Source organism: Peptoniphilus stercorisuis (genome assembly GCF_017874395.1).
Lineage (GTDB): Bacteria > Bacillota > Clostridia > Tissierellales > Peptoniphilaceae > Anaerosphaera > Anaerosphaera stercorisuis.
This window is the reverse complement of sequence record NZ_JAGGLJ010000002.1, coordinates 129,922-155,702: the sequence shown is the minus strand read 5'-3', so window position 1 is coordinate 155,702 and position 25,781 is coordinate 129,922. Positions and strand designations below refer to the sequence as shown.

27 protein-coding genes, 1 other RNA gene and 1 other annotated feature are annotated in these 25,781 nt (G+C 28.6%); all 28 genes read right to left on the bottom strand.

Annotated elements, in window-relative coordinates; genetic code table 11:
• Window positions 1–133: 133 nt before the first annotated feature.
• The 28 genes from J2Z71_RS01665 to dnaJ all read right to left on the bottom strand — a co-directional run bounded on the left by J2Z71_RS01665 (window position 134) and on the right by dnaJ (window position 25,770).
• Window positions 134–1,309, bottom strand: coding sequence for an NAD(P)-dependent malic enzyme (locus J2Z71_RS01665; protein WP_210060117.1), 1,176 nt, complete (start codon window positions 1,307–1,309; stop codon window positions 134–136).
• 224 nt (window positions 1,310–1,533) lie between these two features.
• Window positions 1,534–2,448: a C40 family peptidase gene (locus J2Z71_RS01660; protein WP_342590793.1), complete on the bottom strand. Its 915-nt coding sequence runs from the start codon at window positions 2,446–2,448 to the stop codon at window positions 1,534–1,536.
• Between the two features lie 210 nt (window positions 2,449–2,658).
• Window positions 2,659–2,997: RNase P RNA component class A (gene rnpB / locus J2Z71_RS01655), an RNA gene on the bottom strand.
• Window positions 2,998–3,021: 24 nt separating this feature from the next.
• Window positions 3,022–3,813: a Nif3-like dinuclear metal center hexameric protein gene (locus tag J2Z71_RS01650; protein WP_210060115.1), complete on the bottom strand. Its 792-nt coding sequence runs from the start codon at window positions 3,811–3,813 to the stop codon at window positions 3,022–3,024.
• Entirely contained in the window at window positions 3,803–4,501 is a 699-nt protein-coding gene (locus J2Z71_RS01645; protein WP_210060114.1) for a tRNA (adenine(22)-N(1))-methyltransferase, read from the bottom strand. The genes J2Z71_RS01650 and J2Z71_RS01645 overlap by 11 nt, the downstream gene beginning before the upstream one ends.
• Window positions 4,502–4,507: 6 nt before the next feature.
• The gene (gene rpoD, locus J2Z71_RS01640; protein WP_210060113.1) at window positions 4,508–5,626 is read right to left on the bottom strand and encodes an RNA polymerase sigma factor RpoD; all 1,119 of its coding nucleotides are present in this window, start codon (window positions 5,624–5,626) and stop codon (window positions 4,508–4,510) included.
• A 13-nt stretch (window positions 5,627–5,639) separates the two neighbouring features.
• Entirely contained in the window at window positions 5,640–7,442 is a 1,803-nt protein-coding gene (dnaG, locus tag J2Z71_RS01635) for a DNA primase (RefSeq protein ID WP_210060112.1), read from the bottom strand.
• A 17-nt stretch (window positions 7,443–7,459) separates the two neighbouring features.
• Window positions 7,460–8,470, bottom strand: coding sequence for a deoxyguanosinetriphosphate triphosphohydrolase (locus tag J2Z71_RS01630; RefSeq protein ID WP_210060111.1), 1,011 nt, complete (start codon window positions 8,468–8,470; stop codon window positions 7,460–7,462).
• A gap of 14 nt (window positions 8,471–8,484) precedes the next feature.
• Complete coding sequence (locus J2Z71_RS01625) at window positions 8,485–9,309, bottom strand: pyruvate, water dikinase regulatory protein (RefSeq protein WP_210060110.1); 825 nt, start codon at window positions 9,307–9,309, stop codon at window positions 8,485–8,487.
• Between the two features lie 12 nt (window positions 9,310–9,321).
• Window positions 9,322–9,954, bottom strand: a complete 633-nt coding sequence (gene ccpN, locus J2Z71_RS01620; protein ID WP_210060109.1) for a transcriptional regulator CcpN — start codon at window positions 9,952–9,954, stop codon at window positions 9,322–9,324.
• Window positions 9,955–9,968: 14 nt separating this feature from the next.
• Window positions 9,969–12,041 carry a glycine--tRNA ligase subunit beta gene (gene glyS / locus J2Z71_RS01615; protein WP_210060108.1) on the bottom strand — a complete coding sequence of 691 codons (2,073 nt, stop codon included), beginning with the start codon at window positions 12,039–12,041 and terminating at the stop codon, window positions 9,969–9,971.
• Window positions 12,034–12,921, bottom strand: coding sequence for a glycine--tRNA ligase subunit alpha (gene glyQ, locus J2Z71_RS01610; protein WP_210060107.1), 888 nt, complete (start codon window positions 12,919–12,921; stop codon window positions 12,034–12,036). Before glyQ ends, glyS begins: the two co-directional genes overlap by 8 nt.
• A gap of 66 nt (window positions 12,922–12,987) precedes the next feature.
• Window positions 12,988–13,163: a binding site (T-box leader), on the bottom strand.
• Between the two features lie 69 nt (window positions 13,164–13,232).
• A complete protein-coding gene (gene recO, locus J2Z71_RS01605) occupies window positions 13,233–13,973 on the bottom strand; it encodes a DNA repair protein RecO (protein ID WP_210060106.1) in 741 nt (246 codons plus the stop codon).
• A gap of 100 nt (window positions 13,974–14,073) precedes the next feature.
• The gene (gene era, locus J2Z71_RS01600; RefSeq protein WP_245311148.1) at window positions 14,074–14,979 is read right to left on the bottom strand and encodes a GTPase Era; all 906 of its coding nucleotides are present in this window, start codon (window positions 14,977–14,979) and stop codon (window positions 14,074–14,076) included.
• Window positions 14,972–15,382 (bottom strand): cytidine deaminase, encoded by a 411-nt coding sequence (locus J2Z71_RS01595; RefSeq protein WP_210060104.1) that lies wholly within the window; start codon window positions 15,380–15,382, stop codon window positions 14,972–14,974. Before J2Z71_RS01595 ends, era begins: the two co-directional genes overlap by 8 nt.
• Before the next feature lie 7 nt (window positions 15,383–15,389).
• A complete protein-coding gene (locus J2Z71_RS01590) occupies window positions 15,390–16,097 on the bottom strand; it encodes a diacylglycerol kinase (RefSeq protein WP_210060103.1) in 708 nt (235 codons plus the stop codon).
• Window positions 16,098–16,101: 4 nt separating this feature from the next.
• Window positions 16,102–16,548, bottom strand: coding sequence for an rRNA maturation RNase YbeY (gene ybeY / locus J2Z71_RS01585; RefSeq protein WP_210060102.1), 447 nt, complete (start codon window positions 16,546–16,548; stop codon window positions 16,102–16,104).
• Window positions 16,548–17,543, bottom strand: coding sequence for a PhoH family protein (locus J2Z71_RS01580; RefSeq protein WP_210060101.1), 996 nt, complete (start codon window positions 17,541–17,543; stop codon window positions 16,548–16,550). Before J2Z71_RS01580 ends, ybeY begins: the two co-directional genes overlap by 1 nt.
• Window positions 17,544–17,633: 90 nt before the next feature.
• Window positions 17,634–18,233 (bottom strand): hypothetical protein, encoded by a 600-nt coding sequence (locus J2Z71_RS01575; protein ID WP_210060100.1) that lies wholly within the window; start codon window positions 18,231–18,233, stop codon window positions 17,634–17,636.
• Window positions 18,234–18,241: 8 nt separating this feature from the next.
• Window positions 18,242–19,222, bottom strand: a complete 981-nt coding sequence (gene floA / locus J2Z71_RS01570) for a flotillin-like protein FloA (RefSeq protein WP_210060099.1) — start codon at window positions 19,220–19,222, stop codon at window positions 18,242–18,244.
• 4 nt (window positions 19,223–19,226) lie between these two features.
• A complete protein-coding gene (locus J2Z71_RS01565) occupies window positions 19,227–20,504 on the bottom strand; it encodes an NfeD family protein (RefSeq protein ID WP_210060098.1) in 1,278 nt (425 codons plus the stop codon).
• 39 nt (window positions 20,505–20,543) lie between these two features.
• Window positions 20,544–20,999 carry a GatB/YqeY domain-containing protein gene (locus J2Z71_RS01560; protein ID WP_210060097.1) on the bottom strand — a complete coding sequence of 152 codons (456 nt, stop codon included), beginning with the start codon at window positions 20,997–20,999 and terminating at the stop codon, window positions 20,544–20,546.
• 14 nt (window positions 21,000–21,013) lie between these two features.
• On the bottom strand, window positions 21,014–21,196 hold the full coding sequence (gene rpsU, locus J2Z71_RS01555) for a 30S ribosomal protein S21 (RefSeq protein ID WP_210060096.1): 183 nt from the start codon (window positions 21,194–21,196) through the stop codon (window positions 21,014–21,016).
• Window positions 21,197–21,315: 119 nt separating this feature from the next.
• Window positions 21,316–21,657: a histidine triad nucleotide-binding protein gene (locus J2Z71_RS01550; protein ID WP_210060095.1), complete on the bottom strand. Its 342-nt coding sequence runs from the start codon at window positions 21,655–21,657 to the stop codon at window positions 21,316–21,318.
• 13 nt (window positions 21,658–21,670) lie between these two features.
• Window positions 21,671–22,972, bottom strand: a complete 1,302-nt coding sequence (gene mtaB, locus J2Z71_RS01545; RefSeq protein ID WP_210060094.1) for a tRNA (N(6)-L-threonylcarbamoyladenosine(37)-C(2))-methylthiotransferase MtaB — start codon at window positions 22,970–22,972, stop codon at window positions 21,671–21,673.
• A gap of 4 nt (window positions 22,973–22,976) precedes the next feature.
• On the bottom strand, window positions 22,977–23,690 hold the full coding sequence (locus tag J2Z71_RS01540) for an RsmE family RNA methyltransferase (RefSeq protein ID WP_210060093.1): 714 nt from the start codon (window positions 23,688–23,690) through the stop codon (window positions 22,977–22,979).
• A complete protein-coding gene (gene prmA, locus J2Z71_RS01535; RefSeq protein WP_210060092.1) occupies window positions 23,690–24,592 on the bottom strand; it encodes a 50S ribosomal protein L11 methyltransferase in 903 nt (300 codons plus the stop codon). Before prmA ends, J2Z71_RS01540 begins: the two co-directional genes overlap by 1 nt.
• Before the next feature lie 44 nt (window positions 24,593–24,636).
• Window positions 24,637–25,770, bottom strand: coding sequence for a molecular chaperone DnaJ (gene dnaJ / locus J2Z71_RS01530; protein ID WP_210060091.1), 1,134 nt, complete (start codon window positions 25,768–25,770; stop codon window positions 24,637–24,639).
• Window positions 25,771–25,781 lie beyond the last annotated feature (11 nt).

Sequence of the window (25,781 nt, the reverse complement as noted above, 5' to 3'; positions counted from 1 at the left end):
ATATTATTTTATCACTAGAGGTTTTTTAATTTTTAGAGAATTAACGCTAAAGCTTTACGGAACCCCCAGTCTAACTGGGGGTTTTCTATTTACAAAAAGAGCTTGTACTTAACAAGCCCTTTTAAAAGTAAAATTATCTAATTAAATTTTGTTCCTTTGCCTTATCTGCTACAGCTTTTGCTACTGCATCTGCAACACCTTCATCAAAAGCAGAAGGAATAATATGTTCATCTGTGATTTCATCATCTGGTATCATTGAAGCAATTCCCATAGCTGCTGCAAGTTTCATTTCATCTGTGATTTTTGTAGCTCTTACAGCAAGGGCACCTTTAAATATTCCTGGAAATGCCAATACATTATTAATTTGATTTGGATAATCAGATCTTCCAGTTCCAACTACTTTAGCTCCTGCTTTTCTTGCAAGATCATAGTCAATTTCAGGTTCAGGATTTGCCATTGCAAAAACAATAGAATTTTCTTTCATTGATTTTACCATATCTTCATCTATTATTCCTGCAGTAGATACTCCTAGAAAAACATCAGCTTTTGCCATAGCTTCAGCCATAGTTAAATCTTCATCATCATTATTTGTCATTTCAAGAATTTCTTTTTTAACAAAATTGTATCTATCTTTATTTTTTGAACAAATAATTCCCTTTGAATCAAAAGTATATACATTTTTTATTCCATATTGTTTTATTAATTTTATAATTGAAGAACCAGCAGCTCCAGCTCCTGAAACTACAACAGTACACTCCTTAGGATCTTTCTTTAAAAGTTTAAAGGCATTTATAAGACCTGCAAGAACAACTATTGCAGTACCATGTTGGTCATCATGGAATACTGGAATATCTAATTCTTCTATTAATTTTCTTTCAATTTCAACACATCTTGGAGCTGATATATCTTCTAAATTTATTCCACCAAAAGTTGGTGCAAGTGCTTTTACCACTGCAATAATTTCATCAGGATCCTTTGTATCTAATACAATTGGAACAGCATCTACATCACCAAAATTTTTAAATAGAGCTGATTTCCCCTCCATTACAGGTAGTGCTGCTTCTGGGCCTATATCTCCAAGTCCTAAAACTGCAGTTCCATCTGATACTACTGCAACAGTCTTTCCCTTCCAAGTGTACTTATAGGCATCGTCTACATTTTCATGAATCTTTCTACAAGGTTCAGCTACTCCTGGTGAATATGCAAGTGATAAGTCATCTAAATTTTTAATTTCAGCTTTAGCTTTTATTCCAACTTTACCTTTCCATTCTTCATGAGCCTTTAAAGCTCTTTCGTATACGTTTTCCATTATATCACTCCTAATTTCAATCAACTTAATTAAAACTATATCTTATCTTTATTGTAGTACATTGTGATAATGATTTCAAAGTAAAATATTTAATATATATTTCAAATCCTCATATATAGCCATTATAGATAAATATACTATTTTTTATAAATAAGTATTTAAAAAATCTATACTTATAAATAAAAAAAATGCACTTACTTAAAAGTGCATTTAAATTTCTTTAATTATAATACTCTTGTTGCATTTACATATCTTGAACTATAATAGTTTTCACCTAGATTAGAAACCATTACTTTTCTTTGTCCACTTGATGCATGAACAAAATCTCCATCTCCCATATAAATACCAACATGTGATACTCCACGTCCTGCAGTATTAAAGAATATTAAATCTCCCTTTTGAAGGTCTGATTTAGAAACTTGTTGACCATATCTAGATTGTTCTCTAGAAGATCTAGGTACATTTACACCAAGTTCATTTCTATATACTGAATATACAAGTCCTGAGCAGTCATATCCGCCATTTCCTGTAGCTCCATAGATATATCTTGATCCAAGCTTATTCATAGCTGAATCTATTGCAACATTTGCTGCTGAGCTATTTACTGCATGAGCAGTTTTAACTTGAGTAGCTTTGTCTATTTTTGTAATAGCAGCTTTTTTAATTTCTTCTTCTTCTTTTTTAAGAAGTTCTGCATTTACTACATTAGTAGTTTCTGCTTTTTTTACATTTGAAACATTTACAGCTTCAGGTTGTTTTTTAGCAGTGAATACTAAATCAAGTGAATCCTTTGAAACTTCACCAATTGTTCCATCACTACATTTTGCTACTATTGTTTCGCCTTTTTCTTCTTCAAGAGTAAGCTCTTCACCTATAAATAAGTTTCTAACAACTTCTCCATCTTTTTTTATAGATGTATTTTTTGTAACTTTAAAAATGTCTTTTCCATTTACTATTTCAACTTTTTCAGTTGGCACAGTTACTTTAGCTTTCCCTTTTGAAACTATGTAACCATTGTCTGATTTTTCAATTATTTCAACTTTTTCACCAGCGGCAAATTCTATTTGATTTCCACTATAAGTCGTTTGTACATGTTCATTAACAAATACTCCAGTGTCCTTTAATCCGAAAAGTGACACGATACATAATGCGGCCACTCCTACTGGGACCTTTTTAGTTAGTTTAAACAAATTGTAACACTCCTTATACTTTATTTAAGTTCTTTTTAATTAATTTCTAATCTAATACTCTTAAATTATAACAAAGAGGTTACAAAAAATCAACAAAAGATTACAAAAAGTTTAAAATTTTTTAACCAATTTGTAATCTTTTACTTTTAAATACTATGTATGACAAGTAAATCTATAAGCTGCGTTCTGTTTAGTCAACCATCTATCTAGTTTTATTGTTGCCAATAAAATCAAGCGACCTACCTACCGGCAGATGCGAGCTACATCTGTTAATTCCTATCTTGGTCTTGCTCCGAATGGGGTTTACACAGCATTATTATCACTAATAATCTGGTGAGCTCTTACCTCACCTTTTCACCCTTACCTTTTCAGGCGGTAATTTTCTGTTGCACTAGCCTTAGGGTCGCCCCCACTGGTCTTTTACCAGCATCCTGCTCTATGGAGCGCAGACTTTCCTCATCTGTTATAAATAACAGCTGCGATTGACCAACTTACTTGTCTTTAACTATTTTACTACTTTTTTCATAAATTTTCAATAGAAAGTTCAAAAGCATTGATATCTACAGGTATTGTAGATATTTCAAAATTTTCTTTTAATTTTTTTGCTATTTGATCAATTATTAATTTCTCTCCATGATAATGAGAAATATCTATAATAGAAAGTTCATTTTCATAGGCATATTGTGCGTCATGATGCTTTATATCTCCTGTAATATATACATCTGCATTATTTTCTATTGCATCATCAATTAAAGAAGCTCCACTTCCACCACAAATTGCAATTCTTTTTATATATTCTCTATTTTTACCATAAACTTTTATTCCATCATATTTTAATGAATCTATTAAAAACTCACTTAATTCTCTTAAAGATATATATTGCATTTCTTCAAGCTGACCTACTTTACCCATGTAGTAGCCTTCCTCAGTCTTTAAAAGGCCTCTAACATCTTTTAATCCAAGTAGCTTACATAGACAGTCATTAACACCATCTTCTGCTATATCAAGGCTTGTATGAGCTGAATATATAGAAATATTATTTTTAATTGCCTTTATAATATTTTTTCCCATATATGAATTTTCATCAATTGATTTTATTCCAGAAAAAAACATTGGATGATGAGTTATTATAAGTTTTGAATTTTCTTCTATTGCTCTATTTATAATCTCATCTGTTAAATCTAGAGAAATAACAACAGAATCTGTCTTTTCATTTAAAAGTATTTGAGAACCTGAATTGTCCCAAGATTCTTGATAAGATGGCTTTGCCCAATCATTCATAAAATCAACTATTTCAGATACTTTATAATTCATTTAATAGCTCCTTACATTTACTAACAAATATTTCTAATTCTTTTAATTTCTCACATACTTTATTTAAATCACTACTTCTTTTTAAGTTTTCTATTAATAAAGTATTATATTCAATTCTATTTTCTAAATAAGATCTCATAATATCATCTTTTCTCTTATAGGGAATTTCTGGTATATCATAAAATATTTCATCACTTATCTTTTTAATATTTCCAGTATATCTTGTAACTATTATCTCAAAATATTTTTTATCTTCATAGATTATAGCTTCATCTATTATTTCAAATCCCTGCTCATATAAAAATATTCTTAGATCTTTTTTAGCTTGCATAGGTTGAAGTATTAGTTTTTTTAGATTAATTGCAACATCAAAGGAGTCTTTGATAATATCTGATATTAAAAGCCCTCCCATTCCTGCAATTATTGCAATATCCACTTCTGAAACTTCTAATACTTTAAGACCTGATCCAACTCTATTTTTTATTTTATCTTCATTATTATACTCTTTAGTTAATTCTATACTTTTTTTAAGAGAATTTTCGCTTATATCAGAAGATATTACATAGTTTGATATATTCTCATTTACGATAAAATTTGGCACAAATCCATGATCTGTGCCAATATCTGCAATTTTATCTTCTTTTTCTATAAAGCTTATAATTTTTTTTAGTCTATTTGAAATTTGCATCTAGTTTTACTCCAAAAAGTCCTTAAGTTTCTTTGATCTACTTGGATGACGAAGTTTTCTTAAAGCCTTAGCTTCAATTTGTCTAATTCTCTCACGAGTTACATCAAATTCTTTTCCAACTTCCTCAAGAGTTCTAGCTCTTCCATCATTTAGACCAAATCTAAGAGTTAGGACCTTTTTCTCTCTATCTGTAAGAGATTCTAAAACATCATCAAGTTGTTCTTTTAACATTGTAAATGTAGCAGCATCTGATGGAGATAGTATTTCATCATCTGGTATAAAATCACCTAAATGTGAATCTTCCTCTTCACCAATTGGAGTTTCTAGTGAAACTGGCTCTTGAGCTATCTTTTGGATTTCTCTTACTTTATCTACATCTAAATTCATTTCTTTTGCAATTTCTTCTGGAAGAGGATCACGTCCTAAATCTTGAACTAATTGTCTTTGAACTCTTACAAGTTTATTAATTGTCTCAACCATATGAACAGGAATTCTAATAGTTCTAGCTTGGTCAGCTATTGCTCTTGTTATAGCTTGTCTTATCCACCATGTAGCATAAGTTGAAAACTTAAATCCCTTTGTATAGTCAAATTTTTCAACAGCTTTCATAAGTCCTAGATTTCCCTCTTGAATTAAATCAAGAAAACTCATTCCACGTCCTACATATCTTTTTGCTATTGAAACTACAAGTCTTAAATTCGCCTCTGCAAGTTCTTGTTTTGCAAACTCATCTCCAGCTTCCATTCTCTTAGCAATAGATACCTCTTCATCTCCTGTTAATAGAGGTATTTTTCCAATTTCTTTTAAATACATTCTAACAGGGTCATCTACACTTACGCCCTTTGGAACACTTAAGTCTTCCTTAGTAGCATCTTCTTCTTTGTCTTTAGATTCTAATATTTTCTTTTCAATTTTTTCATCATCTAAAAGCTCTATTCCTGATTTTTCTAAATCATGATATATAGAATCAATTTCATCTGTTTCCATAGGAATCTCATCTAATGCATCAATAATTTCATCATAAGTTAAGTTTCCTTTTTTCTTTCCACTTCTCATTAAGCTATTTATAATGCGTTCTTTCGATTGAGGATTTGTTTCATCAAATTTTAGATTCGCATTTGTCATATTTAAAGCCCCCCTATTGAGAAATTTTTAATTTGGTATTTAGTTCATTAAGCTTTTCTATAAGCTCTTTTAATCTTAGGATTTCTTCTTGGCTTAAATTATCTTTATCAAGAGATTTAATCTCTATTAAAATTTTATTTCTATTTTCTTCCAATTCATCCTTAATAATAGTGCTTATAAGCTCTTTTATAACTGCTTCTGAGTTATAAATATCAATATCTGCATATTTTAATTCCTTAATGAATAAATCATCTATTAATTTCTTCTCTTTCAAATTATCTAATATATTTTTAGCATCTTCATGAGCATTATATATTTCTGTTAATTCTTCAAATATAATCCTGCAATTAATGCTCTTAAATTCATGTGGTTTTATATACTCATAAATAGCTTCATAATTTTGTTCACTATAAAGAGCATACTTTATTATTTGAAGCTCTGCTTTTTGTCTTGCTTCAATAAAGTTTTTATCTATTTTAGTTATTATTTCTTTATCTTTTTCTTGTGATATGTTTTTAAATTTAAATTTGTTGTTCTTATTAAGAATTGATATATAACTTGTAATAGCATCTTTAGAAACATTATATTTTCTAGCTACTTTATCAATATAAACATCTTGTTCAATTGGATTTTTAACACCTGCAAGTACCTTTGCAGCTTCACTTGTAAATTTACTTAATCCCTCTGAAGTTTCTAAGTTATAATTTTCTTTAATCTTAACAATTTTATAATCTAAATAATTAAGACCTTCTTTTAATTCAACTTCAAAATTAAACTTTCCATATTTTTCAATATAATCATCTGGATCTAATCCTTCTTTTAAATTCACAATTTTCGGACTAATATTTTTACTTATTAACACATCAATAGCTCTTTTTGTTGCTCTTATACCTGCTGAGTCTCCGTCATAACAAATATAAACCTCTTCACCATATCTTTTAATAAGTTCTGCCTGATCCTCTGTCAAAGCTGTCCCCAGACTTGCTACACTATAATTTATACCACTCTTATATAGAGATATAACATCCATATATCCCTCAACAAGAATTATTTTTTTCCGATTAGATTCCTTTGACACCAAATTTAAATTATATAAGTTCTTACCCTTATTAAATACAATAGTATCTCTAGTATTTAAATATTTTGGAAGTGAATCATCTAATACCCTTCCTCCAAAACCTATTACCTTAGATTTATAATTAATAATAGGAAAAATAATTCTATTTCTAAATCTATCTATATAATTGCCATTTTTTGTCTTTGTAATTAAATTAAACTCTTCAAGTTCTTCATCTTTATAACCTAAACCTTTTAAATATTTATATAAACTATCCCAAGAATCAGGAGCATATCCTATTGCAAATCTAGTTATTGTCTTATGATCTATATTTCTTCTTAATAAATAATTATAGGCATTTTTAGATTTTCTCAAATTATTAAAATAAAATTTAGCTGCCTCTTTATTTGCACTATATGCTCTATTTTTTTTATCTGTAATTTCTTTATTTACATTTGTATTTTCTTGTAAAACTATATTATATTTATCTGCAAGAAATTCTATAGATTCTCTAAAACCTAAATTTTCTCTTTTCATTATAAAAGTAATTTGATCTCCACCTACGCCACATCCAAAGCAATGAAAAATCCCCTTACTTTGAGACACAGAAAAAGAAGGAGTTTTTTCTGAATGAAAGGGACATAGTCCCATATAATTACTCCCACTTTTTTTAAGATCAACATATTCAGATATTAAGTCTACGATTTCTGCTTTATCTCTTATTTCATTTAATACTTCATCATTTATGACATATGACATAAAATATCGCCCTACCTTTATTTCCATCCCTTTGGAATGTAGAGTTCTTTCCATTTTTCAACGGCATAGATATCTGTCATTCCTGCAATATAATCACATACTATGTCCTCTTTTATATGATCAAGTTTTTCATATATTTTAAGTTGTTCCTTTGGTATTTTATCTATATTTTTATAATAGTATTCAAAAAGTGAATTTAATAAAATTTCAATCTTATCATTTTCTGATTTTACAATTTTATTTCTATAAACATTTTGAAACATAAATGCACGAAGCTCAAGAGTTGATCTTTGAATATCATCTTGCATTTTTATATGATCCTTATGATAACTTTCATCTATTATTGAATTTATCATAGTATCAATTCTCTTTGAATGACTATCTCCTAATATATCTATTAAATCCCTTGGCAAATCTTCATTTTTTATAATTCCAGCCCTTATTGCATCATCTATATCATGATTAATATATGCAATTCTATCTGCAAATTTTATAATTTTTCCTTCTAAGGTAAAGGCTTCATTATCTCCTGAGTGATTTAATATACCATCTCTTACTTCATAGGTTAAATTTAAACCCTGTCTTTTTTCTGTACTTTCTAAAAAATCAACTACTCTAATTGACTGCTCATAATGTTTAAATCCCTTAGGATTTAATTTATTTAAGACTGCTTCTCCACTATGTCCAAAAGGCGTATGACCTAAGTCATGACCAAGTGCCATAGCTTCAACTAAATCTTCATTTAACTCTAAAGCTCTTGCAATTGTCCTTGCAATTTGTGAGACTTCAAGAGTATGTGTAAGCCTTGTTCTAAAGTGGTCTTTCTCTGGTGATATAAAAACTTGTGTTTTGTGCTTAAGCCTTCTAAAAGATTTAGAATGAAGTATTCTATCTCTATCTCTTTGAAAATCAGTTCTAGTTTTACACTTACTTTCAATACCTATTCTTCCCAAGCTACTATCTGCAAAAGTTGCAGTTTCATAAAAAATTTTATGTTCAAGTTCTTCTCTTTTTTCTCTAAGATTCAAAGTATCACCTCTTCTTAGAAATTCTTTTCCATATTCTCCATATAATCTATTATAATTTCAGCAGTTTCTTCAATTGCCTTTGTTGAAACATCTATTACAATACATCCTAGTTCATCCATTATTTGTTGAGAGTATCTAAGTTCTTCTTTAATTCTTTCAATATTTGCATATTTTGCAGAACCTGATAGTCCTAATGACTTAAGTCTTTCTTCACGAATACTAATTAACTTTTCTGGATTACAAGTAAGACCTATAACTCTTTTTACATCTTTTTCATAAACTTCACTAGGCACTGGAACTTCTGGCACTAATGGAATATTTGCAACTTTATATAATTTATTTGCAAGATACATTGACAGTGGTGTCTTAGAAGTTCTAGAAATACCAACTAAGCAAATATCAGCTTTTTTAGCACCTCTTGGATCCTTACCATCATCATATTTTACAGCAAATTCAATTGCCTCAACCTTTTTAAAGTAATTATCATCAAGTCTTCTAATTAAACCTGGTTCTCTTAGTGGAGGATATCCTAATATATCTTCAAGTTGATCCATTGGTCCTCCCATTACATCAACAGTATGAAGATTTAGTGCCTTTGCCTTTTCCTCTATGAAGTCTCTAGTTTTTTGAACTACATTAGTATATACAATTAAACTTTTTTTATTCTTTGATGCCTCTTCTAAAATAGGCTCAATTTGCTCTATACTATTGTGGTAGGGATATCTCTTAATTTCATAATTATAAGATTCAAATTGTTTTACACTACTTTTGGCAATAAGCTCTCCAGTTTCTCCAATCGAATCAGAAATAACATAAATTATCATTGTGCTACTATCCATAACTAACCTCCACTACATATTTTCTCTTGCAAGTTCTACAAAAATTCTATTTACATTTGTTTTTGTAAATCTTCCTACAACTTTTAATTTTGTTGGGTCATTTTTTTGAATTTTAACAACAGGAAGAGAATCTACTCCTCTTTCTTCTATCTTTATAGCAGCATCAAGAACACTGTCCTCTTGCTCTACATATATAATATTTGGCATTCTAGTCATTATTAAGCCAACTGGTGTCGTATTTAAATCTATTTTTCCCATTGCAGTTCTAAGTAGATCCTTTCTAGAGACAACTCCTGCTAAATAACCTTCGTTAGTTATAAATACAGAACTCATATTTTCTAGAAAAAGTCCCACAATTACATCGTATATTGAACTATTTTCATCCATAACAACTGGAAGACTCATAGTGTCTTTTACCTTTATACTTTTTACCTTTTGTGAAAAAACTGAAAGCTCAGACTTTCCCGTATAAAAATATCCAACCTTAGGTCTTGCTCCAAGTACATTTACCATTGTCAAAATAGCTAAATCTGGACGAATAGTCGCCCTTGATAGATTTAATCTACCTGCAATCTCATCACCTGTAATCGGTCCATCTTCCTTAACTATATCAATTATTTCAAGTTGCCTTTTATTAAAATCCAATTTATCACCATCTTTTAATCAGTAACTATTTTCTCGATATTTAAAACTTTTTTTATTTCTTTATCTATTATATTTAACATAGCAAGTCTATTATTTTTAATATCTTCATCGTCTACAAAAACCATAATATTATCAAAATAATTATTTATTGGAAGAGTTAATTCCTCTAATAAATTCATTGCTTCAGCAAAATTCTTTCTATTAACTGACTTTTCATATTCCGGGAAAATCTCTTTAGTTTTTCCAAAAAGTGTTTTTTCAGCATCTTCAGTTAATAAATCTTCATTAAATTCTTGATCTTCATATTTTTTAGCAATATTATGAAGTCTATTTAAAGCCTCAACTAGTTTTGATTTATCCTCTTTAAAGAATTCATCAATTTCTTCTGCTTTCTTGAAAATACTAGTTACATTATCATCATTTGATAATACAGATTCAATAATATCATATCTTATATTTTCTTCTTGAAGCATAGTTTTTATTCTACCTTGTAAAAATTCAATAATAGAAGATTTTACTTTATTATAATCAAAAGCAAGAGTCATTTCATCAGTATATACATATAGAGAATAATCTATAATTTCTGAAAGTGAAACTTCCCACTTATTATTATTTATTATTTTTATAATTCCTATTGCAGATCTTCTTAATGCAAATGGATCTTGAGATCCTGTTGGAATAAGTCCTATTGCAAAAAGTCCTACTATTGTATCTAGTTTATCAGATATTGCAAGAATTGATCCTGTTGTAGATTTTGGTAAACTATCATGAGAATATCTTGGTAGATATTGTTCATATATAGCTTGAGATACTATTTCTGATTCATTAGATTTTTCAGCATAAATAGATCCCATAACACCTTGAAGTTCTGTAAACTCTTGAACAGTTTTTGTATTTAAATCAGCCTTTGCAAGAAATGCTGCTCTTTCTAAAGATTCAATAGTTTCATCAGCAACTTCTAAATACTCACCAATTTTTGTAGATAAGCTCTTAACTCTTTGAGATTTATCATACATAGTACCAAGTTTATCTTGGAACATTACTCCATGAAGTTCATCAACATAATCCTCAAGAGGTTTAGACACATCATCATGATAGAAGAATTTAGCATCTTCAAGTCTTGCACCAAGAACTTTTTCATTTCCTGCTACAACAATATCTTTATATTCTTCATTACCATTTCTAATAGTAATAAAATATGGTAAAAGTGCACCCTTAGAATCATATACTGGAATATATCTTAAATGATCTCTCATAGGAGTTGTAATAACTTCCTTTGGAAGCTCTAAGTATTCATCTTTTATTTTACCAACAATTGGTGTTGGATACTCTACAATATAAGTTAGCTCTTCAAGTAACTCATCATCTTCATAGATTTCTCCACCAAGAGATTTAGCTAGTTTTTTAGAGCCATATTTTATAATTTCTTCTCTTTCTTCTTGATTTAAAATAACATAATTATCTCTTAGAAGTTTTTCATAATTATCAACATGATCAACTACAATATTTGAACTTCCTAAGAATCTATGTCCTCTTGTAACATTTCCAACAGGAATATTTTCAAAATCAAATTCAATAGTCTTATCATTTAAAAGAGATAAAACCCATCTAATAGGTCTTGCGAATTTTATATTTTTTCCGCCCCATTTCATATTTTTAGGGAAATTTATAGATTTAATTAAATTTGCTGCATTTTCTTTAATTATATTTTCTACATTTTCACCTTTTTTATGAATGCTTGCAAATACATATTCTTCACCTTTAAATTCTTTGATTTCAATATCATCTAAACTAATATTTTGAGATTTCATAAATCCAAGAAGTGGTTTTGTAGGATTATTGTCTGCATCAAAAGAAATTTTCTTTGAAGGTCCTTTATTTACAATATCTAGATCATTTTGAAATAAAGATATTCCATTTACAACTGCACTAAGTCTTCTAGGAGTTGCATAAACATCAACACTTTCAAACTCAACTTCATTTTCCTTTAACATTTTTGCTGTTTTATCTTTTAATTGAGAAAGAGCAAGTTCTACAAATCTTGCAGGTAATTCCTCAACTCCAATTTCAAGTAAATATTTATTCATTTTCAGCACCTACCTTGTCTATTAAAGGATACCCCATTTCTTCTCTTTCAGCTAAATAACTAAGGGCTACTGCTCTTGCTAAATTTCTAACTCTACCTATATAACTTGTTCTTTCAGAAACTGAAATAGCTCCTCTTGCATCTAAAACATTAAATACATGTGAACATTTTAAAACATAATCATAAGCAGGAAGAACTAAACCTTGTTCAATTACCCTTTGAGATTCTCCTTCAAAAGTTGTAAATAAACCCTTTAGCATATCAATATCTGCAATTTCAAAACTGTATTTTGATTGTTCATATTCTGCTTTTTTAAATATATCTCCATAAGTTAATTTATCATTCCATTTAATATCATAAACAGAATTTACATCTTGAAGATACATTGCAATTCTTTCAAGTCCATAAGTAAGCTCAGCTGATTCAAGATCACAGTTTACTCCACCAACTTGTTGGAAATAAGTAAATTGTGTAACTTCCATTCCATCAAGCCAAACTTCCCATCCAAGACCCCAAGCTCCTAGAGTTGGAGATTCCCAGTTATCTTCTACAAATCTTATATCATGTTTTAAAGTATCAATTCCAATAGCCTTTAAACTCTCAAGATATAATTCTTGCACATTTTCTGGTGCTGGTTTTAAAATAACTTGCATTTGATGATGTTGGTATAATCTGTTTGGATTTTCACCATATCTTCCATCTGCAGGTCTTCTTGATGGCTCAACATAAATTGTTCTCCAACTTTCTGGTCCTAAAGCCTTTAAAAAAGTTGAAGGATTCATAGTTCCTGCACCTTTTTCTACATCATATGGTTGCATTATAATACAGCCTTTTTCTTTCCAATAAGTTTGTAACTTTTGTATTAAATCTTGGAAATACATTTGTTTCCCCCTTAAATTATAAAAATGAATACAAAAAACCCTCGTTCCTATATAGCTCCTCGGGCATATAGGGACGAAGGTATTATCTCCGCGGTTCCACCCTAATTAACACTTAAATAAGCGTTCACTTTGTGTTAAATATACTCAAAAGGTCCTTTCCCAAATAGTTCTATATCAGTTTCCACCAACACTGACTCTCTATAATATTACTAATTGTTACTTGTCTTTATCATCGTATAGAAATTTTCTCGTTACTGTTTAATTTAGCAAAAAATCCAATTAATGTCAATATCTTTTAAGATAAAAAGTCATCAAAACATTGACTTTAACATATTTAATGAATTAAATTCATTTCTTTCTACGAAATATAAAATATACCTCTCTAGAATAACTTGTATCTTCATTAAATCTTCCCTATTAAAAGAAATATCTTTAATATTGTCAAAGGGAATATACATAAGTTTTATTAATATATTTTGCATGATTTTATTTATTTTTACTGAATAAGGATCTTTGCCTAAACAATCACCACAAAGTATCCCACCAGATTCTACACTAAATCTTAAGTCTTTTATATTCTTATTACCACAGCTTACACATTCTTCAATATTTGGCCTATACCCTATAAATGAAATAAATTTAAGCTCAAAAGCAATTAAAAATTCCAAATAATTTTCATCTAAATTTGAAAGAGTATCTAGAGCCTTAACTAAAAATAAAAATAAAGTTTCATTAGGTTCCTCTTCTGGAATAGACTTATTAAAAACTTCAAGAATATAAAATCCTATCATAGTTCTTTCTATTTTTTCACGAATATTATAAAAAGATTTAATAACTCTTCCATCTAAAAGATAATAAAAAGTTCTACCATTTCTAAACTCATAATTACAATAAGAAAAAACTTGTGTCGATGCAATTAACTTAGACTTAGATCTATAAGCACCTCTTGCCATTACATTTATTTTCCCAAGTTCCTTAGTATAAATATTTAGAATTTTACTAGATTCCTTATATTGTAATTCATTTAAAACTATTCCCTCTATTTGAGACATAACTCACCTATTTTCATTAAATAAAATAACCTTATAAAATATTTTAACACATTTCATAAGGTTATAGTCTTATTTCTAAAAATTATAAACTTCAAATTTTTTATTTTGTATATTTAGAGTCATAACCAAATCTTCTCATTTGATTTTCTTTTTCTCTCCAGTTTTTCTCAACTTTAACCCACATTTTTAAGTTAACTTTAGTATCTAATAGGTTTTCTATTTCACGTCTTGCTTCTGTTCCAATTTTCTTAAGCATTCTTCCGTTTTTACCTATTATAATTCCCTTATGAGATTCTTTTTCAATATAGATATTAGCTTCTATATCCATTATATCTTTATCACTTCTATCTCTCATTTTTTCAATAGATACTGCTACTCCATGAGGTACTTCTTCATCTAAAAATCTAAGTGCTTTTTCTCTTATTATTTCAGCTACTATAAATTTTTCTGGTTGATCTGTAATCATATCTTCTGGATAATATTGTGGTCCTTCTTTTAAATATGATTTTAATGTTTCAATATATAAATCTACTCCATCTTTTTTAAGTGCTGATATTGGAATTATCTCTTTAAATATATTTAAGTTTGAATACATATTAATAAGTTCAAATAGTTCTTCTTTTGCTATTTCATCTATTTTATTTATTAGTAGTATTATTGGAGTATTTGTATTTTTAGATTTTAGTTCTTCTATTATATAACTATCAAGTCTTCCAATTTTTTTAGAACAATCTACAATATAAGTTATAACATCTACTTCTGATAGTGTTGATTCAGATGTTTTTAACATATAATCTCCAAGTTTATTTTTAGGTTTTTGAATTCCTGGTGTATCTAAAAATATTATTTGAGAGTTTTCATCTGTATATATAAAAGTGATTTTATTTCTTGTAGTTTGTGGCTTATTTGATATTGCTGAAATTTTCTCGCCTATAACTCCATTTAATAGTGTACTTTTACCTACATTTGGTCTTCCTATTATCGTTACAAATCCTGATTTAAACATTTTCATTACCTCTTTGTAAATCTTCTGGTCCAAAGCTATGTGGAAGTAATTCTTCTAAAGTGTATTCTTTATAATCTTCTTCTGAATTTGCAATTATAATTTTTGGATTTATTCCAAATTCACGAATCACCTGTCTGCAAACTCCACAAGGATATGTGTCTTTTGCATCTCCTGTTATAGCAATTTTTTCAATTTTTCTTTTTCCATCTGATACTGCTTTAAATATTGCAGTTCTCTCTGCACAATTTGTAGGAGAATATGAAGCAACTTCAATATTTCCTCCTGTATATACTTCTCCATCTTCCATTTCAACTGCTGCTCCTACTCTAAATTTAGAGTATGGAGTGTAGGAAGAGTTTACTTTAGCTTCTAGTGCAAGTTTTATTAATTCTTTATTTTCCATATATTACCTATCCTATTATTTTAAATATAAAAATCGCAACACAAATTCCAAGTATTGCTCCTGATATTACTTCGCTTATTTTATGAATTTTACCCTCTACTCTGCTTTCTGCAACAAGAAGTGCTATTAAAAAACTAAGTAAAGCTATTAAAATATTTTCACTTACTAAAGAAATTATAGTTGCTGAACAAAAAGCAAGAGATGAATGCCCTGATATTGCTCCTCCTTGAAAATATGTTCCACCATTTCTTTTGGCCCAAATATATTTTCCACCTACTGTAAGGATTAATACAACTATTATTGCAACAAAAGTTAAGTGATCATCTGAGTTTTTTATTTTGTCTAATGTAAAATCTCCAATTATTTTTAGCTTATCATAAAAAATTAAATAACCTACAATAATTGCATTTATAGCAGATATTAAAACTGCTCCTGCTGATACATCTTTTACATATTTAGCTATTGGATTATAATCTTGTACTACAAGGTCTATTGTTCTTTCTATTGCAGTATTTATCATTTCAGCAGTAACTACAAATGTAACTGCAAAAATCATAAGCATAAACTCTATTCTAGTAAGATCTAAAAACAAACTAAATATTATTATTAAAAGCGCTGCAAGATAATGAAATTTCATATTTCTTTCAGTTTTTAATACAGATATTATTCCCTGAACTGCATAGTTAAAAGATGCAATAAAATTACCACTTTTCATATAATCACCTATATATTTCTAGGCTTTTCATTATACTCTTTTCTTTTGCTCTCATTACTGTTTTGTCTTCTTCTTCCATATGGTCATATCCAAGTAAATGAAGTATTGAGTGTACTGTTAAATAAGAAAGTTCTCTTGTATTTGAATGTCCAAATTCCTTTGCTTGTTCAACTACTCTTTTTGTATTTATTATTACATCTCCAAGTATTGTCTCTTCAATTTTAAATTCATCATCCATTGGAAAAGAAAGTACATCTGTTGAGCTATCTACACCTCTAAAATCTCTATTTAGCTCTTGTATTTCTTCATCTCCTACAAAGGATATACTCACCTGAACATTGTCATCTAAGTTTTCTTCTTTTAATACTTCTGAAATTGATTTTTTTACAATTTCTATAATATCATTTGTAATTTCTATATCACTTTGTCTATCATCAAATAGTAAATTCATTATTCATTCTCTTTCTTTTTTTCTTTTATAGCTTTTTTCTCTTCATCATATTTATCATAAGCACTTATTATTCTTTGTACTAATGGATGCCTTACAATATCATTATTTCCAAGATAAACTATACCAATTCCTCTTACATGTCTTAGTATATGAAGGACAGTTTTTAGTCCAGATTGTTTGCCTCGTGGAAGATCTGTTTGAGTTATATCACCTGTAATTATTGCCTTAGATCCATAACCAAGTCTTGTTAGAAACATCTTCATTTGCTCACTTGTTGTATTTTGTGCTTCATCTAATATTACAAAAGCATTATCAAGTGTTCTTCCTCTCATATATGCAAGAGGTGCAACTTCAATAAGCCCTTTTTCCACATATTTATTGTAATTGTCATGACCTAGTATTTCAAATAAAGCATCATATAAAGGTCTTAAATAGGGATCTACTTTCATTTGTAAATCTCCTGGTAAAAATCCTAAATTTTCTCCTGCTTCTACTGCAGGTCTTGTTAAGATAATTCTATTTACTTCTTTATTTTTAAAGGCACGAACAGCTGCTGCCATTGCAAGATATGTCTTTCCTGTTCCTGCTGGTCCTATTCCAAAAACTACATCATTTTGTTTTATAGAGTCTAAATATCTTTTTTGTCCTAGAGTTTTAGCCTTTATAGGTTTTCCCATAGATGTATGAACTACGGTTTCATTTAAAAGTTCAAGTATTGAAGCTGTATTTCCCGCTTTTATTAAATCAATAGAATAACTTAAATCTTTTTTATCTAATTCTCTTTGTTTTTTTAAGACTTCAAATAAATTATTAAATAAAACACTTACTCTTTCTAATTGGTCTTCATCACCTGTTATTTTCAAATGACTTTCTTCTAACTTTATATTAACATTAAAACTATTTTCAATTAGTTTAATATTTTCATCTAATTTTCCAAATAATTGTGACTGTCTATCTGCATTAAGTGGTGCAAGATTTATTAAAATTTCGCTCAAACAAATTACCTCCTATAATTCTTTAATAATATCATAATAGAGCTATTTTTTCTACTTTTGACAAAAGAAAAAGACAGTTAAAACTGTCTTTTACTCATCTCTTAAAGATATAGGTTTATCTATTATCTCACTTAATATAATAGCTTTTGCTAAAGATTTAGAATCAAGTTCATCTTTAAAATCAAAATCTATTTTTTTATCTTCATTTATTTTAAGATCATTCTCAAAAGAGTTTTTTCTATAATTTTCTCTTTCCCTTAAAATCTCTTCTTTTAATTCATCTGCTGTTAAAATACCTTTTTCTTTTTTATCTTTTATTATCTCAGCAGTCTTTTTAACTTCATATTCCTTTTCAGATAGTGTCTTTTTAATTTCTTCGCTTTTTAATATATTTTGTTCTATAACTTCTCTTTTTCCTTCATCTGATGAAAAAGATTTATATAACTCTTCTAAAAAAACACTTTTCTTCTTAGGCTTTTCTTCATCATCTAATTCATTTAAAAAGCTTTCTAATATATTTTTTGCATTTTTATTTTTATTAACTTTCTTAGTTTTATCTTCTTTTAGTTTAGGATTCATTTCATTTGTTTCTTTATTTATTTCTTTATTTTTCTTTTTCATTTTGCTATTTAAAGAAGATATTACAAAAATTGCTGCAACGACTAATAAATTAAAAATTTCACCTTTCATTTAGATCACTACTTATCGTTTTTTTCATTATCAGAAACTTTTGATATAGACTCTCTCATTTTTGTATCAGAATTTACATTTTTAAGTTTGTAATAATCCATTACGCCTAAATTACCACTTCTTAAAGCCTCTGCCATTGCTAATGGTACTTGACTTTCAGCTTCTACTACTTTTGCCTTCATAGACTCTACTTCTGCCTTCATTTCTTGTTCACGAGCAAGAGCCATAGATCTTCTTTCAGATGCTTTTGCTTCTGCAATTCTCTTATCAGCTTCAGCTTGATCTGTTTGAAGTCTTGCACCAATATTTCTTGCAACATCTACATCTGCAATATCTATTGATAAAATTTCAAAGGCTGTTCCTGAATCAAGTCCTTTATCAAGTACTACTTTTGAAATAGAATCTGGATTTTCTAAAACACCTTTATAAGTTTTTGAAGAACCTACTGTAGTTACAATACCTTCTCCAACTCTTGCTATAATAGTTTCTTCTCCAGCTCCACCTACAAGTCTTTCAATATTTGCACGAACTGTAACCTTAGCTTTTACAATAACTTCAATACCATCTTGAGCTACTGCAGATATATTTGGAGTTTCTATAACCTTAGGATTTACAGATACTTGAACAGCTTCAAGTACATTCCTTCCTGCAAGATCAATTGCAGCTGCTCTTTCAAATTGAAGAGGAATATTCGCTCTTTCTGCAGCAATAAGAGCATCTACTAATGTATTTACATTTCCACCTGCAAGATAATGAGCTTCTAGATTTTCTATTTGAATATCTACTCCAGCCTTAGTTGCCTTAATCATTGGGTTTACAATTCTACCAGGTCTTACACGTCTAAGTCTCATTCCTATTAATGTAGAAATTTTAATTTTTACTCCTGAGAAAAATGCAGTAATCCAAAGTCCTATTGGTACAAATGTGAAGAATAAAATTAATAAAACTATAATTACTACAACTAAAAAACCACTAAAAAAACCTATCATCTATTCACTTCCTTTTTACAAAAACTTTTGAACCATAAACATTACTTACTACTATCTCTGTTTCTGATTCAATGTATCCGCTTTCTGATATTACTTCTATTTTTTTATTATTAATAAATGCAAATCCCGTAGGTTTTAAAGGTGTATTTGTAATACCTATATCTCCTATATTACAATTTGCATCATCAACACTTAAATACCCATTTTCAGAGCTTGTCTTTTCATTTAAAGTAATTCTATTAATAAATTTAGATTTTGCTCCTTTTTTTATAAATATAATTACTACAATTATTGTAATAACAAGGGCTATTGCAACACTTGTAACTGCTATTTCAATAGACTTCATACTCATTATAATACCAAGCACTAAAAGTATTATTCCACTAATACCTGGAAGTCCAAATCCAGGAACTATAAGTTCAATAAATAATAATAATAATCCAAGTAAAAATATTAAAAAAGAATATATTGTTGAATTTCCAGAAACGATATTTCCTATAAAGAATAATCCAAAAGAAAGTACTGACAAACTTCCAAATAATCCAAAACTTGGAGTGAATATTTCTATTACAAAACTAACCATTGCAATAGTTATAAGAAGTGTTGAAACTATTGGATTTGATGCAAATCTTATAAGTTTGTTTCCAAAAGACATATTAATATTTACAATATTTTTATTTTCTAATTTTTCACTTTTTAAAATATCATTATAGTTTTCTACAGTTCCATCTGATATTCCATAATCTAAACTTTCTTTAGATGTTAAATTTACAAGTTTACCCTTTTTGCTTAGATTTGGTATTTCAATATCTGAATCTGCCATAGCTTCAATAATCTCAGAATTTCTATTTCTATACTGAGCAGTATCTCTTAAAATAGATCTCCAAAAAGAAATATTTTTTTCTGTTTTTGGAATCGTTTCTGCAGAACCTATAGTGGCAGTATTTGACATATAAATTTTTTCACAAGCTATTGTAATTAAAACACCAGCTGATTCTGCTTTATTATTTACATAGGCAATTGTATTTAAATTAGAATCTATTATTAAATTTTTAATTTTTTCTGCTGCTACTACTTGACCACCATAGGTATCAATCTCAAATATAATCGTATCTACATTTTTTTCTTGTGCATTTTTAATACTACTTTCCACATGAGATGTAGTTGCTCCATTTATATCTCCTTCTATTTTGACAATATATACATCATCACTTTTAGAAAAAGATAATACTGGAATAAATAAAATTATAAAAAATAATAATAAGGAAAACTTCTTTTTCATAGAATCCTCCTTAAAAAATATAAAAAAATAAAACCTGGGTTAATTCCCAGGTTTACTTAACAAGTTTTGAGCTATTTTGCTAATCATGTTACCATCGGCTTTGCCCTTAACCTTAGGCATAACATTTTTCATTAATGTTCCCATTTCCTTTGAGGAGCTAAGCTGTAATTCTTCAATTGCATTTTTTACAATTTCTACAAGCTCTTCTTCAGATAATTGTTTTGGTAAATAGTCAAGCAATATCTCGATTTCTGCATTTGTCTGATCAATTAAGTCTTGGCGATCTCCTTTTGCAAACTCATCTATTGACTTTTTCTTTTCTTTTAATTGTTTATTCAAAACTTCAATAGCGTCTTCGTCTGAAAGTTCTCTTCGCTCATCAACTTCTATCTGCTTAATAGCAGCACGTACCATTGTTATAGTATCTTTACGAAGCTTGTCTTTTCTCCTCATAGAATCCTTTAAGTCTTCCATAAGTTGTTCCTTTATAGACATATGCTACACCTCTTTTAATATTTTGAATGTTTTTTTCTACGTGCTTCCTCAGATTTTTTCTTTCTTTTTACGCTTGGCTTTTCGTAATGTTCTCTTTTTCTAGCTTCTTTTAATACTCCACTAGTGGCACATTGTCTCTTAAATCTTTTAAGAGCATTGTCAAGAGATTCATTTTCTCCAATCTTAATTTCTGACATTGCTTCCCCTCCTCTCGTAGAAAAGAGTAACCTTAATAGGCTATTTCTTAATAATTATACATTAAATAGATAAAAATTTCAATAATTTTTCTTTAGCAATTTAAAAAATTATTTTAAAATCAACCTGGTGGCCACTGCATAGATCTGCCGCCTAATACATGAAAGTGAATATGATTTACAGTTTGACCTCCGTCATCTTTACAATTATTAACTATTCTATATCCATTAGTTAGTCCTTTTTCTTTTGCAAGTTTTTGAGCAACTAAATAAATATGTCCTATTAAGTCCTTGTTGTCCTTAGTTAAATCATCAGCTGATTCAATATGTTCTTTTGGTACAATTAAAAAGTGAACTGGTGCTTGTGCATCAATATCATTAAATGCATATACAAGCTCATCTTCATATACACAATCAGAAGGTATTTGTCCATTAATTATTTTACAAAAAAGACAATCTTCCATTTTAACCCTCCTCTCAAACTAATTCTACTGTTACAATTTCATCATTTGTATCTACTATTTTAACATCTTTTATCTTATTTTTTAAGTCTAAGGTTGATTTAACTTTACATCTTATATAATTTGTTGTATATCCTAAAAAATATCCATCTTGCATTCTCTCTTCAAATAGAACCTTTTGAGTAATATCTTTATTTTTATTTGCAAAACTTCTCATAAGTTCATCATTTAAAGAAATTAAAATAGAACTTCTTTTATTTTTTATATTTCCATCAATTTGATTTTTCATCTCAGCAGCTGGAGTTCCAGATCTCTTTGAATATTTAAATACATGAATTCTAGAAAAAGCAACTTCCTTAGATAAATTATAACTATCTACAAAATCTTCTTCACTTTCTCCTGGAAAACCTACAATAATATCAGTAGTAAGACCTGCATTTGGCATATACTTTCTAATTATATTAGTTTTTTCAATATATTCTTCTCTAGAATATCTTCTATTCATTTCCTTTAGAATATTATTTGATCCACTTTGAAGAGATAAATGGAAATGATCACAAACCTTATTTGTAGCAAGAGCTCTTTTCATAAAATCATCTGTAATTAAATTTGGCTCAACTGATGAAAGTCTAATTCTTTTGATTCCATCTACCTTTGCAATAGCTTCAATTAAATCAATTAATCTCTCTTCTCCTAAATCCATACCATAAGAGCCTATATGAATTCCTGTTAAGATGATTTCTTTATATCCTGCATCAGCAAGTCTATGTGACTCTATAACACAGTCCTCAATAGATCTTGATCTAATATGTCCTCTAGCATAAGGGATTATACAATAAGTGCAAAATCTATTACATCCATCTTGAACTTTCATATAGGCACGAGTCATATCAGTTTCTTTTTCAATTTTTATATTTTGAAACTCATGATCTGTCTTTAGAGATCTTACTATATTTATTTGTTTTTTATTCTTTTCAAATTCTTCACATAAATCTACAATTTCATTTCTTTCAGTCGTTCCAATTACAATATCAACACCTTCAATATCAGCAACTTCCTCAGGTGATGTTTGTGAATAGCATCCAACAACTACTACAGTTGAATCTGGATTTTCTCTTTTTGCATGTCTTATAAATTGTCTTGATTTTCTATCTGCTAAATTTGTAACTGTACAAGTATTAACTATATATATATCTGAAACTTCTGTTTCAAAATCTACATTTAAATATCCTTTTTTTTCAAAGAGTTCAGTCATTGCCTCTGACTCATATTGATTTACCTTACATCCAAGTGTAAGTATTGAAAAAGTCTTTTGCAAATTATTACCTACTTTCAAGTTCATAAATTATTGAAAAAGATGCACATACAGCAGCAGTTTCTGCCCTTAATATTCTATTTCCAAGAGTTATTATTTGTGCGCCCATCTCTTTTAGTTCTTCAATTTCTCTTTCTTCAAATCCACCTTCTGGCCCTATTATAAGACCAATATTATTAGATAGATTTTTTATATCTTTAAGTCTTAATTCCTCTTCATTTTCATAGGGAACTAATAAATCAATTTCACCTTTTAAATCATTAAGTTCTTTTAATGTAATTGGCTTGTGAATTATTGGCATAAAATCTCTTTTTGATTGCTTAGCAGCAGATTCTATTATTTTTTCCCAACGAACTATTTTTTTGTCAACTTTTTTGTCTATATCTGCAACTACCCTTTTAAGTTTCAAAGGATAAATTTCAGTAACTCCAACTTCTGTTGCCTGCTTTAAAACCTGCTCCATTTTATCATTTTTAAGAATTCCTTGAAATAATATAAGTTTTACAGGACTTTCATTTTCTCTTTTTACTTCTTCAATTATTTTTAAAATTATATCCTTATCTTCAATTTCTTTAAAAATACATTTAAAAATACCATCATTTGTTACAACTTCAACCTCTTCATCTTCTTTAATTCTTAAAACATTTAAATAGTGATGAGAGTTTTCTTCATTTAATCTAATAGATTCATCATTTATATTATCTTCAAAAAATCTAAACATTAAATCACTCTTCCAGTAATTTGTGCCCAACCATTTTTCTTATTGATTTCTAAAATTTCAAAACCTTCTTTTTCTAGGGCATCTTTAACAATATGAATTTTTTCAACTATAATTCCTGATGCTATAAAAAGTTTTTCACCTTTTAAGTGAAGTTTTAGTTCAGGAATCATCTCTGCTATTATTTCAGCTATTATATTAGAAACAATAATATCTGCACTTGAATCTATTACATCTAAAAGATTTCCCTTATAAATTTTCATAGAATCTGTAGTATTATTTATTTTAGCATTTTCTGTAGTAGCTTCAATACATTTTTCATCAATATCTACAGCTAAAACTTCTTTTGCTCCAAGTTTAATTGCTGCAATACCTAAAATACCACTACCACATCCAATATCAAAAATAATATCATCTTTTTTTACATAATTTTCTAAAGCTTCAAGACAAAGATAAGTAGTTTCATGAGTTCCTGTACCAAAGGCCATTCCAGGATCTATATCTATTACAACTCTATCTTTATTCTCATACTCTTCCCAAGTTGGTTTAATAGCAATGTGTTTTCCTATTTCTAGGGGATGATAATATTTTTTCCAATTATTGGCCCAATCTTTATCATCTGTAAAAGTAATTGTAGTCTTTGAAATATTACTTAATTCCTTTGCAACCTTACTTGCAAAATCCTCTTCATTTTCAGAGAAATAGCATTTTATAATTACTACTCCCTCTTCTATATCAAAAACAGATTCATCAACAAAGTCCCAATCGTCTTTTTGTTGATTTAATTCATCTATTAATTCCATTCCCTCTTCTTCAAAAGTATAAATATCATTTTTATATAATATTTCCTTTACATCTTCAACTTTTAAATCATTAGTAACTACTTTAAGTTCTATATATCTCATATATCCTCCACTTAAAAAAAGACAAAACCTAAATTAGATTTTGTCTATTCAAATAATTCTTTAAACTTTTCGAAGAATCCTTTTCTCTCTTTTTTGATTTCTTCATTTCCGTTTCCACCATTATCTCTTAATTCTTCAAGAAGGTTTCTTTGTTTATCTGTTACTTTCTTAGGTATTATTATATCAACTTTAAAATATAAATCACCCTTAGCATCTTTTCTAATATATGGAACACCTTCATTTTTTATTTTAAAAGTAGTTCCACCTTGTGTTCCTTTAGGAATATCATAATCTACAAGTTTTGTCAAAGTAGGTACTTTTATTTTTCCGCCTAAAGTTGCATCAACATAAGATATTGGCATCTCTAAGTATAAATCATTTCCAGATCTTTCAAAAACAGAATCCTCTTTAACATTTAAATAAATATATAAATCTCCATTTGGTCCACCATTTTCACCAACATTACCCTCTCCAGTAATAGGAATTACAATATTATTATCAACTCCTGCTGGGATTTTTACATTTATCTTTTTATTTACTGTTTCTTTTCCACTGCCATGACATTTTTTACAAGGTTTTTCAATTATTTCACCACTACCATGACATTTATCACAAGTTACAACTCTTACAACTCTACCAAAAGGTGAATTGCTTTGTACTTTCATCTGTCCTGTTCCATTACATCTCTCACAAGTGTGTTTGGAAGATTCATCTTCAGTTCCATGTCCATGACATTTTTTACACTCTTCAAGTCTTCTAATGGTAATTGTCTTTTCTACTCCAAATATAGCTTCTCTAAATTCTAGTGTAATTTGATGAGTAATATCCTCACCTTTTCTTGGAATATTTTTATTACCCTCATAGGAATCTCTATTTGAAAATCCACCACCGAATATATCAAAAATATCTCCAAAAATATCTCCGAATCCACCAAAACCTGAACCACCTTGGAATCCTCCATTTAGTCCATCTTCTCCATACATATCGTAGGCTTGTCTTTTGTTGTCATCAGATAGTACTTCATATGCTGCATTTACTTCTTTAAATTTATCTTCTGCTTCTGAATCACCTGCATTTAAATCAGGGTGATATTTCTTAGCTAATTTTTTATATGATTTTTTTATCTCTTCTTGAGTAGCTTCTCTTGCCACTCCTAAAATTTCGTAAAAATCTCTCAATTCCTCACCGC

Bases quoted from the DNA above. Each gene is read 5' to 3' on its own strand.
- prmA (WP_210060092.1), bottom strand. From the start codon at position 24,592: ATGAGATATATAGAACTTAAAGTAGTTACTAATGATTTAAAAGTTGAA.
- J2Z71_RS01650 (WP_210060115.1), bottom strand. From the start codon at position 3,813: ATGAATTATAAAGTATCTGAAATAGTTGATTTTATGAATGATTGGGCA.
- floA (WP_210060099.1), bottom strand. From the start codon at position 19,222: ATGATAGGTTTTTTTAGTGGTTTTTTAGTTGTAGTAATTATAGTTTTA.
- J2Z71_RS01560 (WP_210060097.1), bottom strand. From the start codon at position 20,999: ATGTCTATAAAGGAACAACTTATGGAAGACTTAAAGGATTCTATGAGG.
- J2Z71_RS01645 (WP_210060114.1), bottom strand. From the start codon at position 4,501: ATGCAAATTTCAAATAGACTAAAAAAAATTATAAGCTTTATAGAAAAA.
- ybeY (WP_210060102.1), bottom strand. From the start codon at position 16,548: ATGAATTTACTATTTGATGATAGACAAAGTGATATAGAAATTACAAAT.
- glyQ (WP_210060107.1), bottom strand. From the start codon at position 12,921: ATGTATTTCCAAGATTTAATACAAAAGTTACAAACTTATTGGAAAGAA.
- J2Z71_RS01550 (WP_210060095.1), bottom strand. From the start codon at position 21,657: ATGGAAGATTGTCTTTTTTGTAAAATAATTAATGGACAAATACCTTCT.
- dnaG (WP_210060112.1), bottom strand. From the start codon at position 7,442: ATGTCATATGTCATAAATGATGAAGTATTAAATGAAATAAGAGATAAA.
- J2Z71_RS01590 (WP_210060103.1), bottom strand. From the start codon at position 16,097: ATGAAAAGTGGTAATTTTATTGCATCTTTTAACTATGCAGTTCAGGGA.
- era (WP_245311148.1), bottom strand. From the start codon at position 14,979: ATGTTTAAATCAGGATTTGTAACGATAATAGGAAGACCAAATGTAGGT.
- J2Z71_RS01540 (WP_210060093.1), bottom strand. From the start codon at position 23,690: ATGTTTAGATTTTTTGAAGATAATATAAATGATGAATCTATTAGATTA.
- J2Z71_RS01565 (WP_210060098.1), bottom strand. From the start codon at position 20,504: ATGAAAAAGAAGTTTTCCTTATTATTATTTTTTATAATTTTATTTATT.
- rpsU (WP_210060096.1), bottom strand. From the start codon at position 21,196: ATGTCAGAAATTAAGATTGGAGAAAATGAATCTCTTGACAATGCTCTT.
- glyS (WP_210060108.1), bottom strand. From the start codon at position 12,041: ATGAATAAATATTTACTTGAAATTGGAGTTGAGGAATTACCTGCAAGA.
- rpoD (WP_210060113.1), bottom strand. From the start codon at position 5,626: ATGACAAATGCGAATCTAAAATTTGATGAAACAAATCCTCAATCGAAA.
- J2Z71_RS01665 (WP_210060117.1), bottom strand. From the start codon at position 1,309: ATGGAAAACGTATACGAAAGAGCTTTAAAGGCTCATGAAGAATGGAAA.
- J2Z71_RS01595 (WP_210060104.1), bottom strand. From the start codon at position 15,382: ATGGAAAATAAAGAATTAATAAAACTTGCACTAGAAGCTAAAGTAAAC.
- J2Z71_RS01575 (WP_210060100.1), bottom strand. From the start codon at position 18,233: ATGAAAGGTGAAATTTTTAATTTATTAGTCGTTGCAGCAATTTTTGTA.
- J2Z71_RS01625 (WP_210060110.1), bottom strand. From the start codon at position 9,309: ATGGATAGTAGCACAATGATAATTTATGTTATTTCTGATTCGATTGGA.
- recO (WP_210060106.1), bottom strand. From the start codon at position 13,973: ATGTCTCAAATAGAGGGAATAGTTTTAAATGAATTACAATATAAGGAA.